Here is an 18393-nt window from a genome sequence, read left to right on the forward strand (position 1 = left end):
TCATGTGTGGGGTCACGTGGCTCGCCGTGAGCGGAGCACGGCGAAAGCGCCGCCTCCGATCACCAGGACGGCTGCCGCGGCTCCGAGCGCGACCCACATCGTGGTGTTGTCGGAGGTGTCGGAGGTTGATGCTGCCGCCGAGGTCTTGCCTCCTGCGGTGGCCTTCGTGGGCTGGGGAGAGGTCGGTGTCGAGGCGGAGGGCGCTTTGCCCGCCGCGTCCGTGACGCCCGTCGCGTTCTCCCTGGCGAGCGGGTCGGTGTCGGCCGGCCCGGGATTGAAGTTCCGTTGTTCCAGCACCTTGCGGGGACGAATCAATCCGTAGCCGAGGTAGGTGCTCGGGTCGTTCTTCGCCCAGTCGCGTCCGGCGGTGTCGATCAGGCTGGCGAGGACCTGGTTCGCGGTCCACTTGGGGTGGGCGGACCAGACGAGGGCGGCGGAGGCGGAGGCGATGGCGGTGGCCATACTCGTGCCCACGCCGTCGCAGTACGAGCGGAAGGTGGCGTCGCACCAGGTCGGTATGTCGAGCCCAGGAGCCGCCAGGTCGACGTAATTGCCGTGCTCCGAGAACTTGCCGACTTTACCGGACTTATCTGCGGCAGCAACGCCGACTACGTAGGGGTAGGCGGCTGGGTATCCGATGAAGTTCTTCTTTTCTGCATCATTTCCTGTACCGGCGATCATCATCTTCCCTTTGGATTGGGCGTACTTGATCGCCGTCTCCATCACGGGGTCGCTGACGTCGATACCGAAGGACATGTTAATGATCTTGGCATCGCTGTCGGCAACAGCTCTGATCACTGTCGCCGCGAGAGGAGCCTTCTCCTCTTCGGTCTCGCTATTCAGCCCATTGAGGGCGATCCGATAAGGAATGATCTTCGCTCCTGGAGCGAGCCCCTTAAGGCCACCACCGGCCCCGGTGCCGGCGATGATTTCCGCCATACTCGTCCCGTGGCCCAGGTAGTCCTCAGCAGCCTTGTAGCTCACAGCTTTTGGGACCTCGTCAACGAGCACCTGCCCCTTCAGTGAAGAGGTCTCGGGGTTCACTCCCGTATCGACTACGGCCACCTTGACGCCCTTGCCCGTGCTCACCTTCCACATCTCGTCGGCCTTCATCGCTGACAGATACCACTGCCGGGACTGGATATCGGCCGCCGCCGCACTCGGAGCCAGACCTGCCGACAGAACGGCCAAGGCACCGAGCGCTGAGCAGACGGCAGAAACCCGTCTCCCGTTTCGTCCCACGAAAGACGCGCTCAGCCCGCCACGTCGACTGATCCCTGCCGCCATGCCTCTGTCTGTCCTTGCTCTAGTCCGTCAGTCGGTCGATGAGCCGTCGTCACGCCGCTCGTCGCGGCGCGGTTGCGTTGCGCCGGAACCCTGGTTGCGCGCAGAAGCACGAGCCGCTCCCGGGCCACCGGTCGCGTTGCCGTTGGTCCTGCTTGCGGAGACTCGCCCCGTCGGCTTTCCGACCACACCGTCAGGGCTATCTGCGGGGCGGCGAGCCGCCTTTGACGCACCCGTCGTCGAGCCAGACGTCCCGACAACCCCACGCTGACCGGGCTTCTCGCCTCCGGCCCGCGACGGGAGTGCGTTCTCACCACCGACAACCGTGCCGCGCGGCAACCTGGAATTCTTACCGCCGGGAGCGCCCCCGGCGAGTGGCCTCCCGCCGACGATGCCATCGCCCGTGCGTCCGGCGCCGGTGCGCCCACTTCCAGGGCGTCCGGGATTGGCGGCCCTTACGCCAGTGACGGGACCGCGCGGAACCCCGCCAGTACGTCCTGGCGCCTGCCCACCGGTCTTCGGCGCTCCACCGACCACACCTCGCCCCATGGGACCACTGGCGCGTCCGCCCGTCTTCCCTGCTGCAGCGGTACGTCCGGTCGACCCCATGGGGCCGCTTCCCGTACGGCCCGCCGCGGGGCCGCCCGGCACGCCGCCCACCCGCTTCTGACCTGATGTAGGAACCCTGCTTCCCGGCACGCCGCCGAACCCCGTGGTGCGCCCGGATGTTCCTCGGAAGGTGGGAGGTACACCGGTGGGGGAGAAGGAAGGCATCGTTCCCGCTGGAGTCGCACCGGGAACTGCCGTCGAGGGCGGGGTGACAGCCGTTGGCTTCACAGTGTCCTGCTGCGGCAATGTGCCTACGCTGTCAATCTCCGTGCCTAGGTGCTGCTCGGGAAGTCTGACCGTCTCGTCCGCGCTCTGGTGGGATGACTGCAAATCCTCCGCGTGTGGTCGCTCTGCCCCGGTGTGCACGGAGTGGTGGCGCGTGGTTCCGGAATCAGAAGAGGCGGAAAGCGACTCATGACCCGTCTTCGGGTCGTACGGATCTCCATAGGACGGCGGCGGCTGAGGCACCCCCACACTGGGCATCTCCGGAAAAACCGGCTCCTCCGCCAGTTCCATCATTCCGCTGGACACCGTGTAGAACGACGCCAGCCGGTACATCTGGTTGATCGCCTCTTGGCGGTCCTTCTCGGCCTTGACCGCTGCCCTGTACTCCTCGTTGCCCTCGACCCGTTGGGGCGTCGGGATGTCGTCGACCTTCTTGGGGACCAGGCGGCTGTCGCGCGGGGGCATCGACTTGCGTACGGAGGCGAGGCCGGAGCTTGCCGCCAGGACCTGGGTGCCCACCTCGTCGGCGTAGCCGGCCAGGGCGAGAGCCGTGGTGGTCAGGTTCATGCCCCAGGTGTAGAAGGCGGTGTGGGCCTCGCCCTCCCAGTCGACGTCGCCCAGGTTGCGGCTGAGTTCGTTGGCGGCGTCGTTGATGGCGTCGCGGGCGTCGATGAGGGCCGTGGCCGCGCTCTCCATGGTCCCCGGGTTCGCCGACTCCACGATGTCGATCATCGCGTTGAGGTCGTAGCCCTCGAAGCTGGTGTTGCCGAAGCCGCCCGGACTGCTGAGGGAGCCAGGGCTGATCACCACGGCCTTGTTCACGGCGTCGTCCACGCCGCTGTTCTGCTGGGCGGCGTCCTGGCGTTCCGTGCGGTAGTGGTCCGGCTGCTTCTCGCCGCTCATCAGTACCCCGCGTCGGTGTGGTCGGCGTCGTTGGTCCGCTCGGTCTGCTTGTTCAGCGCCTCTTCACGGTCCCGGTTGACCTCGGTCCGGATCTCGTGGAACCGGTACCGGAGGTCCTCTTCGAGGTTGTCGAAGGTGACGTCCACGCCGTGCACGGCGATCTGCATGGCCTCCAACTGCAGCCCCAGCGACTTGGAGAGGGACGTGATGCGTTCGTGGACGCGCTCGTACTGGAGGTGAAGCGTCTTTGCCTCCGGGAAGTTCCCCGCGCCGAAGGTGTGCTCCGCAAGACTGTGGTCCGCCACCTTCGCCGATCCGCCGGCCGATTTCTCGAAGGCCGTGAGCAGGTCGTCCACCCGCTTTTTGAACGTCGAGAGCGCCATATAACCGCGCCGTACGTCGGCGGAGCCCCCGCCCATGTCCGCAGGAATCACGAAAGCCACTCTCCCCGTTGTCCGCCGCCCGGCCCGGGCGGCACCGCTCACGCCTCTCAAGTGTTCATGACCGCAACGTAACCACTGTAATGACTCCCTCTGACAGCCCCAACTGCCTTATGCAACAACCGCGTCACCACTGCTGCGCACCTGGCCCGTTTCTCACGTTCGGGACGATTTTTCCTGCGTCCGGCGGCACGGCCCGGAGCTCGGCTGTTGTGGTCGCGTTCGGCCCGGAGGGTCTGCTCTGGAGTTGGCGGGTTCAGGAGTGCCGTCGCGATGGTCCCGGCATCGCTTGGCCCAGCCCCGGCCAGGGCAGCGCGGCGCAGGAAGCGGCAGACACGGGCCATCGCCGTGAGCAGGAAGACGGTCGTGCGGGCGCGTCGATGTCGTGCCGCGGGATGCCCCGGCTTCCTGTCAGGCGGTCAGGGCGTATCCGATCGCGAGCCGGGACCGTACTCGGCGCGTGGAGCGCTCAGCCGGTCGGCGACGAGCGCGAGCCATCCGCTGGGCGCGTACGGCGTCGGCGGGTCGACCTCCATGCCCAACTCGGCGACGGCCACGGCGTAGTCGGACTCGTTCAGGGCGAGCGCGAGCAGTTCGCGCAGCTCGCCGACCAGGCGGGCCACGAGGTGCCGGTCGGTGGTGGTGCGGTAGTCGTCGACGGCCGCGTCATGGTCGTCGAACTCGTCCGGCATGTCCTGGCAGAACCAGCCGCCGAGGAACTGGCCCAGCTCCGGGAAGCGGGCGTGCCACTCCCAGTGGGTGGCGGGCACAGCCGGGGGCGGGACCTCGCCCTGCTCGATGCTGTCCTTGAGATGGTCGGCCAGGCAGTACAGCCACTGCTGGATCTCGCCCTCGGGCAGACCGACGTCCGGGATCGCGTAGAACTCGCCCAGCTGGAGCCGGAGTCGGCCGGGCGGGTGGTCGGCGTACTCGCGCAGTTGCCGCTCGGCGACGGCCAGTGCCCAGGGGCGGGTGTGCCAGGTCTGGCGCAGGTAGGCGGTCAGGGCGAGGCTGGGCCTGTCGGGAGTGTCGTCCGCCGGCAGGCCGGCGTAGGCGCGGATCACCTGGTCCAGCTCGCCGTAGCGGCGGTCGTGTTCGAGGGGGCTCAGGGGCACGGTCGGCAGCCTCTACAGGGTTTCTACAGGTAGACGGGGAAGGTGGCGTGAACAGCGAAACCATGGGGGCGGCTAGCGTCCCGCTGGAGGACCACCCGGGCCGCGCGCACGTCAACGGGCTCCCGGCCGGCCAGCATCATCGCCTGCAGCAGCACTCGGCCCACCGGCTCGGGCCGGGAGGGCCACGATGCCTCGATGGTCAGGCGTCGGCGTGTGGACCCGGCCAGCCAGCGGTGGATGACCTGCTCGTTGGCGGTGACGACCTGCTGGGTGGCCCATTGGGCGGCTTCACGATCGTGATAGGTGGCAGTGCGGGTGCGCAAGGGGCTTCTCCATCGTGGGCAGAACGGAGGATCGGGGCAGCTCGGCGGATCGCATCACATCAGCGGAATGACCAGACCATCCCGAGTTCCGTCTCCGACACGAGCACCAAGCCGAAGTCGAAGGTGCGCACGGAAAAGGAGTACCACCGAGAAACCCGCTGGTAGTAGTCGCGGGTATCGCTGCCGTGCCCGGTGTTCGCATAGAAGTGGGAGCCTTCAGGGAAGCGCGACAGGATGACACGGGCCTTCGCTTCAAGGTCTTCCCTGCGCTCCTCGAAATCCGTTTCCTTTGTGACATCGATCCAGGGAGTGGAAAGGGCCACGAGGAACCGTACGGCCTGGGAACGCGGGATCTCATGCAGGTAGGGCTTCCAGGAGTCCGCCGTAGCGACGACCTCCGGAGGCATGACGAAGGGGTAGGACGGTTCGTCGAGCCTTTCGAGTTCGCCCTCCCAGATGTCCACCGTGCGCCAGCCGCGTGCGTCGCGGGTGTCACCGTGCATCAAGGTGGACAGGTCGAGCACCCAGTTCTCGTGCTCCCTGCTCGTAGCCTTGGCAATGGTCGCCCGACGGTCGTACATGTCGATCGCGTCGGACCATGAACGCTCATCGAGTTCGGCCATCGCTGTCTCCTTACTCATCATTGGGGCATGGACGTCAGGACCACGAAGGGCGGATCCAGGCTCGGATCGTATTTGAGTACGGTCAGAACACCGTGAGCGTCCTGTGGTGGCGTCGCCTGATCGTTCACGACCGGCGCCGTACGCCCCGTCACCGCCGGAATCCCCAGAGGCCCCGTCGGCACCGCATCCACGGAGAAGTCCTGCTTTTCACCCGGAACCGGAGGAGGCGGGCCTGTAAGCCACTTGTCGATTTCCGCCGTATTGGTACGGACATTGTGCTGAGTGTAATACTGCGCCGATTCCAGGTCGGTGAAGGAGGAAGCCGCGGGAATATCGACCTTTCCCCCTCCCGTCGCCTCGTCCCGCAACCGCTGTGTCAGCTGGGCGTCCGTCAGGCCGACGTGCTTGTCGATGCTGTGCCCGCCGCTCAGTTCCTCCTCGGTGGCCAGGTCGATGGAGTACTTGTAGGGGATCTGGCTCTCCGTGCGCTGCCAGCTGTGTTCCTTCTTGAAGTCGTTCAGGGAGCGCGCGCCGTACGCCTGCGCGCGAGCCACCTCCGCGCGGAACGTGGGCACACTGAGCAGTGCCTCGTCGAGATCGGTCTCCAGTGTCTTCAGCTTGGTGGCGGCGTCGCTGAAGGCCTGGTGGTACTCCTCGACCGCTTTGTCGGCGGCAGCCTTGTCCATGTGCGAGCGGAACGTCAGCACGATCTCGCCGAACGCCATGGTCGCCGCGAGCCGGGTCAGCTCGAACGGGTCGAGGCCCGTGGTCAGGTCCTTGACCGTCGCCTTCGCGGCCTCCTTGCCGAGCCGGGTGGTCGTCTCCGCGGTTTTGAGACGGATGCCGGCCAGATGGTCGAGGCTCTCCTGCACGGTGGTCGCGGTCTGGCGGAGAATCTCTATGATGGGCCGCTGCTTCGCCGGGACGACGCTACGGTTCGTCTTCCAACTGCGGCCCATGGAAGCCCGGTTGCCCTGGGCGTCGTAGGTTCTGCCCCATTCGGTGGTGCCCCAGATGGTCTGGCAGAACGCCTTCATCGCGCCCTGCCACTCGTCGTTGCCCCTGTTGTTGCTGATGAACTTGATGGCGCCGTTGAAGTTGTCCGACGCCGCCTTCGCGTCCTTCTCGACCGCGCGCCAAGCCGTGGCCATGCCCTTGAGGTCCTCGTCCCTGGCACCCGGGGTGATCTCGTGCATCGTGCCGAGGTTGAGGCCGTGCTCGATCGCGGGCCGGATGACGTCGGCGAGGAAGTCGGGGACCTCGCCGAGGATTCCGGAGATGTCCCAGGAGTCCGCGTCCTCGCCGGTGCCGGACCACTTGATGTCGTTGACCGGGCCGTATCCGGGCTGCTTCTCGATGACGGCGGGCAGCGGTTTCTCGACGGGCGGCGGACCGTACATCTTGCGGGCGTACCAGTCGGCCTGGGTGTACTTGTTGGCCGTGTCCGTCAGGCCGACGGCGACACCGCCCACGCTGACCACGCTCTTCGCCCAGAGTTCCAGGAACTTCTCGTTCACCGACCCGTACGCCGCCGCGAAGGCGTCCGCGCCCCAGCCGGTTCCGGCCGACTGGCTGTACTGGTTCAGCACGTCGACGAGCGCCCTGGCGCCCTTGTCGTAGTCGAACTGCCCGTCTCGCACCACGAGCGCGGTGTAGTGCACATGCTGCGGCTGTAGGTCGAAGCCGCCGCCGCTCGTTCTGGGCGAACGGGTACGGGCGTCCGACCGCTCCTGTGCGCGTTGCTCGTCGGTGGGCCGCCAGTCGGCCATCAGGCACCGCCCCAGCCTCGCAGCACCGCGAGGTGCGCGGCCGCATAGTTGGTGTGCCCCGTGGTCACGTACTCGTGCAGCCACTTCTGGGCCGCTTGCAGGTCCTGGGCGGAACGGTCCCACTCGTCGAGTTTGTCGACGAAGACCTCGCGTGTCTCGCCCCGCCAGGACAGCACGACGGGCGCGACCCGGTCGTAGAGATCGTCCAGCTTGCCGTTGAGCTTCTCGAGGATGTCCTCCAGGTCGGTGGCCAGCTCCTCGAGGGTGGCGAAGGAAACGGCTATGTGCTCGTCGTCGGGTGCGGCGCCGGTCGACATGACTCCCCCTGTGTTCGTCTCGGCAACTGCGGTTCGGAACGGCGGTTCGGAACGGCGGTTCGGAACGGCGGTTCGGAACGGCGGTTCGAAAGGGCGGTTCGAAAGGGCTACAGGTCGTCGAGGCTGCTCCGGGGCGCCGCCGCCGACGCGCCGATGTTCGGCGTCGACAGTCTGGCCACCTCGCTCCCGACGTCCACCTGGATCCGCCGCATCCGGGCGAGCACGTCGAGGTCGTCCTGGGAGAAGCCGTCCCGGCTCAGCCGTACGGCCTCCTCGAGCAGCTTCATCACTTCGCGGATGCGTACGGCGTCCTCGGCCGCCGCGCGGTGGAAGTCGCGGTACGCCGACGCCGCCGGGCCGCGCCAGCCCGCCTCGATGCCGTCGACGACCGCGTCCATGCGTCGCACCTGCTTGTCCAGGTGATCCTGCATGTCGTCGAGGTCGTCGGCGAGTTTGGTGAGGTCCCCCGCGGTCACCCTCAGTTGAGGGCCACCGGCCTGTTCTGAACCCGCTCCGGGCACACCCATCCGGTACCTCCGTCCCCTGTCGCAGAGGCGTCACAAGTCGCTTGCGGTTGCGATGATCCTACAAATCGTTGGTGACTGCACGCGTGAACTCCCGCCCACACGCGGCGAGATGGCCGCCGACCCCTACTCCGCCCCCGCGACCCTCCGCGTCCTTCGCCGCGCGTCCCGGATCGCCACCGCCGTGCCGCCGAGACCCGCCGCCAGCACCGCCGCCGCGACGACGACGTAGGTGGCGAGGCGGGTGTTGCGCTCGTCCGGGGTTTCGCCGGTGTGGAACTTCGCGGGGCTCGGGGCCTCGGCGCCGCCCATGCCGTTCCGGGGGCTCGGGGACTCGATGGGGCGGTCGTCCTCCGTCAGGGCGCGGACCGGGTCGACGACGCCCCAGCCGACGAGTCGGTCGTGGCCCGCGATGGGGCGTTCCGCGGTCTGCTCGATCTGGGCGACGATCTCGCGCGCGGTCCAGTCCGGGTGCCTCGCCTTGAGCAGCGCCGCCACACCCGCCACGTACGGCGCCGAGAAGCTCGTCCCGTTGTCGGCGCAGTGACCCCCCTGGGGGACTGTGGAGACGATGTCGACGCCGGGGGCGGCCACGCCGACGAAGTCGCCGGACTGGGAGAAGGAGGCGCGTTCGTTGTTGCGGTCCGAGGCGGCGACCGCGAGGACGCCCTCGTAGGACGCCGGGTAGGTCTCCTTGACGTTGCCGCCCAGACCGTCGTTGCCCGCCGACGCCACGACCACGACGTTCCGGTCCAGGGCCTCGTCGACGGCCAGCTCCAGGTCGGAGCTCGGTCTGACCGCGTTGGACGTGTCCTGGGAGATGTTGATGACCCCGGCCCCGGCCTGTACGGCGTAGCGGATCGCCGCGGCCAGCGACTCGGTGTCGCCGTGGCCCTCGGCGTCGTTCTGCTGGATCGGGATGACGGTCGCCTCGGGGGCCAGCCCCACGAAACCGGTGCCGTCGAGGGGGCGGGCCGCGATGATGCCGGCGATCTTGGTGCCGTGCCCGACGGTGTCCGTGGTGCCGTTCTCGGCGCCGCGCTCGATCGGGTCGCCGTCGTCGTCCTTGAGGTTCTTCGGGAGGAGGTTGCGGCCCGCCTTCGCGTCCACCGCGTCGGCGAGCTGCGGGTTCTTCACGTCCACGCCCGTGTCGATGACGGCCACGCGGACGCCCTCGCCCTTGGAGCGGCTCCACAGCTCGTCCAGGAGAACCCGCTGCAGGGCCCAGGGACGGCCCGGGTACTCGCCGTTGGGGAACGTGCACTGGTCCGAGTAGGGCAGTTTGTCCGCCGCCGACGCGGGGGGCGCGAGGACCGTGGCCGTGGTGAGGAGGGTCGCGGTCCCCACCAGAGCGATGCGCAGCCTCAGAGCGATGCGCAGCCCCAGAGCGGTGCGCAGCGCCAGAGCGGTGCGCAGCGCCAGGGCGGTACGCCGTCCCCGGGCCGTAAGCACCTGGGCTGTAAGCAGTCCTCGGGCCGTACGCAGTCCCCGGGCCGTACGCGGCAGTGGGGCGGTCGTACGAGACGTCGTCTTCCGCGGCACGGGGGTCGTCGTCCGCTGCACCGGCGTCCTCCTCCTCACGAGCCCTGCGGCTGGCGGGCCGCCGCTGTGGACAGGCGGGGGCCGGTGGGCAGGAACTCCGACCAGGCGGCCGGGATCGGCGCCGGGTCGACGTCCTTGTAGCCCAGCAGGGTCTGCGCCTGCTGCGCCTCCTGTTGCTGCTGTTCGCGCTGCTCGGCGGTGGTGCCGATGCCCGCGTCGTCCGTCGCGCTGTCGCCGTTGGACTGCAGGACGTAGCGCAGGCCCGTGTCGGTGACGAGGAAGACCGGGCCGGCCTTGGTCGCCTCACCCTGGAACTGGCGGTAGAGCTGGCCGGAGCCCGGCGTCACATAGGCGCTGGAGGAGCCGGTGGGCAGCTTGGCCGGGAAGTCCGTGCCCGCCCAGGTGCTCAGGGTCGTGGCGCCCGAGCCGGAGTTCACACCGCGCAGGACGTTGCAGATCGTGCTGCGGCTCCCGGCGGCCCCCGACGCCTCGTTGACGGGCTCGGGGTCACCGGTGGGCCACCGGTGCTCGGTGCTGAACGCCTCGCCCGGCACGATCACGCCGGGGCTCAGCTCGCGGGAGTGCCCGGCCTGGCCGAGGGGCGCCAGTTCCTTGCTGAACAGCAGCAGTTGGGCGACGAAGGCGGACACGGGGGCGACGCGGCCGCTCAACACCACGTAGTACTGCTCGGTGTTGTTGTCGAACGCCTTGAGCACCATGCCGACCCGGTCGGCCGACGCGTCCAGCTGGCCCGGTGCGCCCGCCGCCTCGCCCGGCTGCCCGGGGACGTCCGGGAAGGCGATCGGATCGCCCTGGTGCAGGGTCGCGAGCCACTCCGCCGACACCCGTTGGGGCGCCCGGCCGGAACCGACCACCGCGCGCAGCAGCAACTCGTCGCTCTTGCCCACCGGGTACGCCGTGCCGCCCGCGTCCACGACGTAGCGCCTGCCGTCCGGGTCCGCCACATAGAGCAGTTGGCCGTCGTGCAGACGCCCCGTGCCCTCGGTCGCGTCCTTCTCGCGGGCGGCCAGGACCAGCGCAGCCTTCTGGACGGAGTCCCCGCCCCCCGCGCTCGGCCGCTCGCAGACCACCCATCGCTTCGCCTCGCCCGCCTCGGACGCCGAGGGCAGCCGGTCGGGGGCGTACGGGATGCCGACGGTGACGCCGTGCGGGATCTCGCCGCTGTCGAGGACGGACTCCGAGACGGTCACCACCTCGCCCTGTCCCTCCTCCAGGAGCAGTTTGGCGGAGGCCATGTTGAGGACCGGGTGCAGCTGGACCTCGTCCCCGGTCCGCAACACGACATAGCGGGTGGTCGACTTGCTCGCGACGATCACCTTGGCGTTGGGCGTGTCCCAGCCCTTCGGCGCGGTCGGTCTGAACATGCCCCACGCCCCGAAGACGGCCATCACGAGCACCCCGACGACGATTCCGGGCAGGATCGAGCGCAACGGCCGCGGCGCCCCCTCCTCCGAGCCGTCGGGCGACGACTGGAGGAAGGCCGCGAGCATCCGGCGCTTCGCGAAGGTGTAGGCGTTGAGCTGGTCCCGCCGAGATGCCATCTGTGCCCGTCTCTCCCCGTTTTCCGGCCGATCCGCGTGGTCCGCAGCGCGGTTGACCGGCTCCCCGTCTCCGATGTCAGAGCGGCCACCTACTATGCCCGGTAACCATGGGGACTCGAGGAGCGGGTAGGGTTCCCGGGCCGTCGAGTGCCCTGTGCGGTGCTGGAATCGGGGCGGGTCGTGAGCGGAACGGGGGGACGGCGTGAGGGTTTCGGGAACGGGCGGGATCTCCGTCGGCCGGTCGCGCACGCGGGGCTCCTCGACGACCGGTCCACGGCCGCCCGAGCGGTCCGAGGGGTCGTCGGCGCCGGGCGCTCCGCACCTCAGGACGCGCGCGGGGCGGGGCGGGACATTCCGCTTGCAACGCCTCGTCCTGCTGGAGATCGCGGCCGCCGTGCTGCTCATCGGCTGGGTGAGCGGTCCGGTGGCGCTCGTGGCGGCGGCGGTGCTCGCCGCCCTGCTGGTGGCCCTCGCCTTCGTCCACCGTCGCGGCCGCACGCTTCCGCAGTGGCTGGCCACGGCACGGGAACTGAAGACCCGTCGACGGCTGGCCGCGCGGCTGGAGATACCGGCCGGGACGGAACCGGGGTTCGGGCCTGTCGTGGAATGCGATCCCGGGCTGCGGACGTACGCGTACGGCGGCCGTGACCGGCGGCCCGTGGGGATCGTCGGGGACGGCACGTTCGTCACCGCCGTTCTTCAGGTGGAGGCGGACACGACCGCGCTGCGGGCCGAGCGCGGCCGGCAGCCCCTGCCGCTCGCCCTGGTGCGGGACGCCCTCGAGGTGGACGGGATCCGGCTGGAGTCCGCGCAGATCGTGCTGCACACCCAGCCCGCGCCCGCGCTGCATCTGCCCCCGCAGTCCGTGGCCGTGGCCAACTACGCGCCCTTGCAGGAGCAGACCGGGGCGCCGGCGGTACGCATCACCTGGATCGCCCTGAAGCTGGATCCGGAGCTGTGTCCGCAGGCCGTGGCCGTCCGCGGTGGCGGTGCGATCGGGGCGCAGAAGTGCGTCGTACGGGCGGTGGACCACCTCGCGAGCCGGCTGACCGGCGCCGGATTCCGGGCGACCGTCCTCGACGAGGAGGAGCTGACGGCCGCCTTCGCCACGTCCGCCTGCGCCAACCCGCTGGTGACGGCGGAGGCCGGGCGGACCGGGACGGTGGAGCGGCGGACCGAGGAGTCCAGCCGGAGCTGGCGCTGCGACAACCGCCGTCACACCACGTACTGGTTGCGCCGGTGGCCCGCGCTGGGCGGCGACGGCCCGTCGCTGCCGCAGTTCGTCGCCCTGGTCACGGCCGTTCCGGCGCTCGCCACCACGTTCAGCGTCACCCTCGCGCGCGGTGAACGGCAGGAGGTGTCCCTGTCCGGGCACATCCGGGTGACGGGGCGCAGCGACGACGAACTCGTCGCCGCCCGGCGGGCGGTGCAGGGCGCGGCCCGGCACACCGGCGCCGGGCTCGCCCGTCTCGACCGGGAGCAGGTGCCCGGCATGCTCGCGACGCTGCCGCTCGGAGGTACTCGGTGACGGCGACGACGCCCCACGGAGCCGCCTCGTCCGGCGAACCGGAGCCGTCCGCCGGCCGGCCCGGACGCCGCCGTTCGCCGCGCAGCGGCTTCGGCCTGATCGGTCCGCGGCACGGACGGCACTCGGTGTCCGCGGACCAACTGGCCACGCTCGCGCTGCCCATCGGGGACGACGGTGTCGTCATCGGCGTCGGCGCCCAGGGGCGGCCTGCCGTGCTGGGGATCAACCGGCCCACGCCGTACGACGTCGTCCTGATCGGCGGGCTGTGGACCGCGCAGGTCCTCGCGCTGAGGACGGCCGCGACCGGGGCCCGGGTGGCCGTGGAGACCGGGCGGCCGCAGGCATGGGTGCAGATGGTGCACGCGATGGGCGGCGGGCACAACGGGCTCGCCGTGTACGAGGTCGGCCGGGTGCCTCCGCAGGGCGCCTCGGCGGGTACGCCCGTGCTGGTGGTGCGGGACTGCGGGATGCGCCCGCCGCGCGGCCGGGTCACCTCCGGGCCCTGGCAGGCCGTGCTGACGCTGCTGCCGTATCTCAGTCCGGTCGCCCCTCGACTGGTCCGGCAGGCCCGGCTCGTCGGGGTGCAGCGGATCTCGCCGGACGAGGCCGCGGAACTGGGCCGCGCGTTGTCGCTGCCCCGCGAGGACGTGGAGGCGCTGCCCACGCTCACCGACGGGTTCACCCTGTGGTGCGCCGACCGCGACCGGCAGTACGTCATGACGCAACCCACGGATGCGGAGATCGGGTTGCTGGGCACACCGAGACGGATGGACTGACGCGGCGACTTCTCCCTTCACCCATGCGGCACTTCGGCCGGTATGGCCGTTTTGCCGAGTGACCTGAAGCGCTTGCGCGGCCCTTTCGGGGGGTGCGTGACGTGGTGGACTGGTGCTGAGGGGTGGGCGGGCCTGCCGAGGTGGGCCCTTTGATGATTAGGCTGGTACGGGGCGCGATGCCGGAAACCATGGGGTGGACGTCGGCGTCTCCGGGGGAAAGCCGCATCGGACGACGTCAGACGGCCTCGAACCACTCAAGGAAGACAAGCAAATGGTCGCCCCGGCACGGCATGAGGGTGCTCGACCACATCAGGAGGAATTGTGAGCAGCGATCGGGACGGGATCCGCGGGGGCTGGGCCACACCCGGCGATGACCAGCCCGACGCGGAGTCCGGCGTCGAGGCGACGGGCGAGTTCACCATCGACTACGCCCCGCCGGCTTGGTACACGCAGAACACGGGCGGCGGTGCGGGTCAGACACCGACCGCGACACCCGGCCCGGCGCCCGGCCCGGCACCGGGTCCGGTACCCGGGGCTGGGCCAGACGCGGGCGCGGACACGGGGGCGGCGGGTACGCCTGGGGCGCCGGCCACTCCGCCGGCGCCGCCTGCACCGGTCACTGCGCCCGCACCGGCCGCACCGGCTGCGCCTGCATCGCCTGCGCCGGAAGTGCCGTTCACCTCGGCCGCGCACCCGGCACCACCCGCACCGGAGGCTCCGTTCACGCCGGCCGCACCGCCCGCACCGGACGGGGCTTTCCCGCTGGCCGCGCCGGGCGCGCCGGTCACTCCGGTGGCTCCTCCGGCGCCGCCCGCACCTCCCGCACCGCCCGCACCGCCCGCACCGCCCGTTCAGCCCGTTCAGCCCGTTCCGGCGGCTCCCTCCGTGCCCCCCGGCGCGGGGTCGGTCGCCGTGCCGGGGCTTCCGGCGGGCAGCGGGTTCGAGCCGCAGCCGCAGCCTCACCAGCAGCAGGCCGAGGCCCAGTGGGGAGCCACGGCGGCTTCGCCGGGTGACGAGCAGGGCGGTTCCGGAAACGGGGACCTGGAGAGCGGTGCGACCATGCGCTTCTCCTCGGCCGCCCTCAAGCGGGAGATCGCGGAGCACGCCGCTGCCGTGCAGGCCGAGCCCGCGGCGCCGCGGGCCGAGGCCGCCGATTCCCCCTCGGCCGGCTATGTGCCCTCCGAGGCCCCGGATGCAGTGGATACGCCGGATGCAGCGGATGCTGCGGATACAGTGGATCAATCCGCCGATGCGGGCGTATCGGACGGCGACGCCGAGGCCGAGGCAGCAGTCCGAACCGACGGTGCGGCCGACGAAAGCGGCGCCGCACCGGACGGGGAAGGCGTCTCCGAGGTCCCCGCGGGCGACGAGGCCGCGATCCAGGACGCCGAAGCCGTGACGGGCCCCGCGCCCGACGGCGACGACGTCTTCGAGGACGCGGCCCCCCAGAACGACTCCGCCGTCGAGGAGCCCTCGGACGCCGTTCCCACGGGCCCCGCCGAGCCTCAGGGCAGCGCACCCCAGGACGCCGTTCCCGCCGCGCAGCCCGCCTGGACTCCCCCGCCGGCCCCGCAGGGCGAGCTGCCTCCCCTGCCTCCGTCGTACCAGCCGGCGGCCCCCGCACCGGCGGCTCACTGGCCGGCACAGCCACAGGCCGCCGATGCCGTGGCGCACGCTCCCGCGCCTGTCCAACAACCGCCCGTTCACCCGCCCGTCCAGCCGCAGCCGGCCCCGCCCGCGCCGGTCGGCTGGAACCCGCCGGCCCCGGAGCCGGCCCCCGCCGCACCGCAGCCGGGCTACGGCTTCCCGCAGCCCCCCGCTCCCGCCCCGGCGGCCCAGCAGCCTCCTGCCCCGCAGCCGGGCTACGGCTTCCCGCACCCCGGCGGCGCTCCGGCCCCCGCCCCTCAGCCTCAACCGGGCGCTCCGGCACCCCAACCGCCCGCCGGTTACGGCTACCCCCAGCCCACCGACGCACCGCCGGCCCCCAGCGGCTACGGCTTCCCCCAGCAGAACGCCGGACCCACGGCGCCCATCCCTGGACCACAACCGGCGCCTCCGGCACCCCAACCGCCTGCCGACGCCCACGCCCACTCCCCCGCCGGATACGGCTTCCCCCAGCCCCCGGCACCGCAGCAGCCGCAGCAGCCGCAGCAGCCGCAAGCGTCGTACCCCGGCTTCCCGCAGCCGGGTATCCCGCAGCAGGCGGACGGGCAGCCCCCGGCGGCCGCACCCCAGGGGTTCCCGCAAGGAGCCCCGCAGGGAGGGCCGCAGGGCTTCCCCGGGCAGCCGCCCCAGCCCCAGCCGCATGCCGCGCAGACACCGCAGCACCCGCACGCCCCCGACGCTTCGCAGGACCCGGCGCAGCCCCAGCACGCCCAGCACCCCCAACATCCCCAGCCGCCCGTCGATCCCCGGGCCGGGGCCGCCTGGCCGCAGCCGATCCAGCACGACCATCGGCAGCCGGTCAACCCCGGTGCCGCGCCGCTGGGTTACACGGCCGCCGTGGAGCTGTCCTCCGACCGGCTGCTCAACAACAAGCGGCAGAAGGCGAAGAGCGGACGACCCGCCGCCGCTTCCTCCCGCTTCAAGCTCGGCGGCAAGAAGGAGGAGGCCGAACGGCAGCGCAAGCTGGAGATGATCCGCACGCCGGTGCTGTCCTGCTACCGGATCGCCGTCATCAGCCTCAAGGGTGGCGTGGGCAAGACCACGACGACCACCGCGCTCGGCTCCACCCTCGCCACCGAACGCCAGGACAAGATCCTCGCGATCGACGCCAACCCGGACGCCGGCACGCTCGGCCGCCGGGTGCGGCGCGAGACCGGGGCGACGATCCGTGACCTCGTCCAGGCGATCCCGTACCTCAACTCGTACATGGACATCCGGCGGTTCACCTCTCAGGCGCCGTCCGGCCTGGAGATCATCGCCAACGACGTCGACCCGGCCGTTTCCACGACGTTCAACGACGAGGACTACCGGCGTGCGATCGACGTGCTCGGCAACCAGTACCCGATCATCCTCACCGACTCCGGTACCGGTCTGCTCTACAGCGCCATGCGCGGGGTGCTCGACCTCGCCGACCAGCTCATCATCATCTCCACGCCGTCCGTGGACGGTGCGAGCAGCGCCAGCACGACGCTGGACTGGCTGTCCGCGCACGGGTACGCGGAGCTCGTCTCACGGTCCATCACCGTCATCTCCGGGGTGCGCGAGACCGGCAAGATGATCAAGGTCGACGACATCGTGTCGCACTTCGAGACCCGCTGCCGCGGTGTCGTCGTCGTGCCGTTCGACGAGCATCTGGCCGCGGGCGCCGAGGTCGACCTCGACATGATGCGGCCGAAGGTCCGGGAGGCGTACTTCAACCTCACGGCGATGGTCGCGGAGGACTTCATCCGCCACCAGCAGCGCCAGGGCCTCTGGACCAGCGACGGCAACCCGCCGCCGGTGGCCGCCCCGCCGATGCCGGGCCAGCAGATGCCGGGCCAGCCGGTGCCCGGGCAGCCCTACCCGCCGCAGGCAGGTCAGCCGTACCCGCAGGCGCCCCAGCCCGGCCCCGGGCAGCCGTACCCCCCGCAGCAGGGTCAGCCCCAGGGGCAGCCGTATCCGCAGCAGCCGGGTCAGCCGTATCCGCAGCAGCAGCAGCCGGGGTATCCCCAGGCCGGCTACGGCTACCCGCAGCACCCCGAGGCCCCTCAGCACGGGCAACCTCCGCAGCAGTGAGGCGGACAGTGAGGCAGCGATAAGGCGGTAGCGAGACAGTACGAGGCAGTAGCGAGAACGCCGAAGGGCGGCCGGTGTCCTGGGACACCGGCCGCCCTTCGGCCGTCAGTAGGTCGAACCCCGAGGGGACGAGGGGGCGGCTAGCGCGCCGCCACCAGCTCCTTGCAGCGCTTCACGTCCTCGGCCATCTGCTCCAGCAGCCCTTCCAGCGACTCGAACTTCGCCTGGCCGCGCACGAAGGCGAGGAAGTCGACGGCGACATGCAGGCCGTAGAGGTCGAGGCCGACGCGGTCGATGGCGTACGCCTCCACCGTGCGCTCCGTGCCGTCGAACTGCGGGTTGGTGCCGACGGAGATCGCGGCCGGCATCGCCTCGCCGTTCGCGTGCAGCCAGCCCGCGTAGACGCCGTCCGCCGGGATCGCGGTGTGGGGCAGGGTCTCGACGTTGGCGGTCGGGAAGCCGAGTTCCCGCCCCCGCTGCGCCCCGCGCACCACGACCCCCTCCACCCGATGCGGGCGGCCGAGGATCTCGCCGGCGCCCGCGACATCGCCCTCGGAGACCAGCCGGCGGGTCAGCGTCGAGGAGAACGGCTGCCCGCCGCCCGCCTCACCGCACAGCACCAGGTCGACGACCTCGACGTCGAAGTCGTAGACCTTGCCCTGCTCGGCGAGGAACTCGACGTTGCCCGCCGCCTTGTGGCCGAAGCGGAAGTTCGGGCCCTCGACGACCGCCTTGGCGTGCAGCTTGTCGACCAGGACCTTGACCACGAAGTCCGCCGGGGACAGCTTCGAGAACTCGGTGGTGAAGGGGAGGATCAGCGACGCGTCCACGCCCAGTTCGGCCATCAGCTCGGCGCGGCGGTGGTGCGGGGCGAGCAGCGGCGGATGGCTGCCGGGGCGGACGACCTCGCTGGGGTGCGGGTCGAAGGTGACGACGACGGCGGGAACGCCCAGCTCACGGGCGCGGTCCACGGCGTGCCGGATGATCAGCTGGTGCCCGCGGTGGACTCCGTCGTAGGAGCCGATGGTGACGACGCTGCGTCCCCAGTCCTCGGGGATGTCCTCCAAGCCACGCCAGCGTTGCACTGTGACCGCTCCTCGAACCCGTGTCCGTATCTACCATTGCCTCTTACG

At 70.7% G+C, this 18393-nt stretch carries 15 protein-coding genes; 3 read left to right on the forward strand and 12 right to left on the reverse strand.

The annotated features are described in order from the left end of the window. Nucleotides 1-12: 12 nt before the first annotated feature. The 11 genes from ACIRPU_RS39735 to eccB all read right to left on the reverse strand — a co-directional run bounded on the left by ACIRPU_RS39735 (nt 13) and on the right by eccB (nt 11236). Nucleotides 13-1287, reverse strand: a complete 1275-nt coding sequence (locus tag ACIRPU_RS39735) for a S8 family serine peptidase (RefSeq protein ID WP_403876660.1) — start codon at nt 1285-1287, stop codon at nt 13-15. 27 nt (nt 1288-1314) lie between these two features. Beyond that, entirely contained in the window at nt 1315-3021 is a 1707-nt protein-coding gene (locus tag ACIRPU_RS39740) for a hypothetical protein (protein ID WP_403876663.1), read from the reverse strand. Further along, nucleotides 3021-3455 carry a hypothetical protein gene (locus ACIRPU_RS39745; RefSeq protein ID WP_384119824.1) on the reverse strand — a complete coding sequence of 145 codons (435 nt, stop codon included), beginning with the start codon at nt 3453-3455 and terminating at the stop codon, nt 3021-3023. Before ACIRPU_RS39745 ends, ACIRPU_RS39740 begins: the two co-directional genes overlap by 1 nt. Nucleotides 3456-3880: 425 nt before the next feature. Then, nucleotides 3881-4576 carry a contact-dependent growth inhibition system immunity protein gene (locus tag ACIRPU_RS39750; RefSeq protein ID WP_403876667.1) on the reverse strand — a complete coding sequence of 232 codons (696 nt, stop codon included), beginning with the start codon at nt 4574-4576 and terminating at the stop codon, nt 3881-3883. 23 nt (nt 4577-4599) lie between these two features. Continuing rightward, complete coding sequence (locus ACIRPU_RS39755; RefSeq protein WP_403876670.1) at nt 4600-4899, reverse strand: RNase A-like domain-containing protein; 300 nt, start codon at nt 4897-4899, stop codon at nt 4600-4602. 59 nt (nt 4900-4958) lie between these two features. Continuing rightward, nucleotides 4959-5522, reverse strand: a complete 564-nt coding sequence (locus ACIRPU_RS39760; RefSeq protein WP_403876673.1) for a hypothetical protein — start codon at nt 5520-5522, stop codon at nt 4959-4961. A 17-nt stretch (nt 5523-5539) separates the two neighbouring features. Continuing rightward, nucleotides 5540-7291, reverse strand: coding sequence for an RNase A-like domain-containing protein (locus ACIRPU_RS39765; RefSeq protein WP_403876674.1), 1752 nt, complete (start codon nt 7289-7291; stop codon nt 5540-5542). After that, nucleotides 7291-7608, reverse strand: coding sequence for a WXG100 family type VII secretion target (locus ACIRPU_RS39770; RefSeq protein ID WP_403876677.1), 318 nt, complete (start codon nt 7606-7608; stop codon nt 7291-7293). The genes ACIRPU_RS39765 and ACIRPU_RS39770 overlap by 1 nt, the downstream gene beginning before the upstream one ends. Nucleotides 7609-7715: 107 nt before the next feature. Beyond that, entirely contained in the window at nt 7716-8135 is a 420-nt protein-coding gene (locus ACIRPU_RS39775; RefSeq protein ID WP_403876680.1) for a WXG100 family type VII secretion target, read from the reverse strand. A gap of 123 nt (nt 8136-8258) precedes the next feature. Further along, the gene (gene mycP, locus ACIRPU_RS39780; protein ID WP_403876751.1) at nt 8259-9479 is read right to left on the reverse strand and encodes a type VII secretion-associated serine protease mycosin; all 1221 of its coding nucleotides are present in this window, start codon (nt 9477-9479) and stop codon (nt 8259-8261) included. A 230-nt stretch (nt 9480-9709) separates the two neighbouring features. After that, nucleotides 9710-11236, reverse strand: coding sequence for a type VII secretion protein EccB (eccB, locus tag ACIRPU_RS39785; RefSeq protein ID WP_403876682.1), 1527 nt, complete (start codon nt 11234-11236; stop codon nt 9710-9712). Between the two features lie 202 nt (nt 11237-11438). On the opposite strand from eccB, the gene eccE reads away from it, so the two are divergent. From eccE to ACIRPU_RS39800, 3 genes are all read left to right on the forward strand, one after another. Then, nucleotides 11439-12764, forward strand: coding sequence for a type VII secretion protein EccE (gene eccE / locus ACIRPU_RS39790; protein ID WP_403876685.1), 1326 nt, complete (start codon nt 11439-11441; stop codon nt 12762-12764). Continuing rightward, nucleotides 12761-13540, forward strand: coding sequence for a hypothetical protein (locus ACIRPU_RS39795; protein ID WP_403876688.1), 780 nt, complete (start codon nt 12761-12763; stop codon nt 13538-13540). Before eccE ends, ACIRPU_RS39795 begins: the two co-directional genes overlap by 4 nt. 321 nt (nt 13541-13861) lie before the next feature. Next, nucleotides 13862-17260 (forward strand): SCO5717 family growth-regulating ATPase, encoded by a 3399-nt coding sequence (locus tag ACIRPU_RS39800; protein ID WP_403876691.1) that lies wholly within the window; start codon nt 13862-13864, stop codon nt 17258-17260. Between the two features lie 140 nt (nt 17261-17400). Here the strand turns inward: ACIRPU_RS39800 and ACIRPU_RS39805 are convergent, their stop codons facing one another. Then, the gene (locus ACIRPU_RS39805; RefSeq protein WP_385567875.1) at nt 17401-18345 is read right to left on the reverse strand and encodes a bifunctional riboflavin kinase/FAD synthetase; all 945 of its coding nucleotides are present in this window, start codon (nt 18343-18345) and stop codon (nt 17401-17403) included. Between the last annotated feature and the right edge of the window lie 48 nt (nt 18346-18393).

It is taken from the genome of Streptomyces sp. NPDC102259, from assembly GCF_044766465.1.
In the GTDB taxonomy this organism is placed as follows: Bacteria; Actinomycetota; Actinomycetes; order Streptomycetales; family Streptomycetaceae; genus Streptomyces.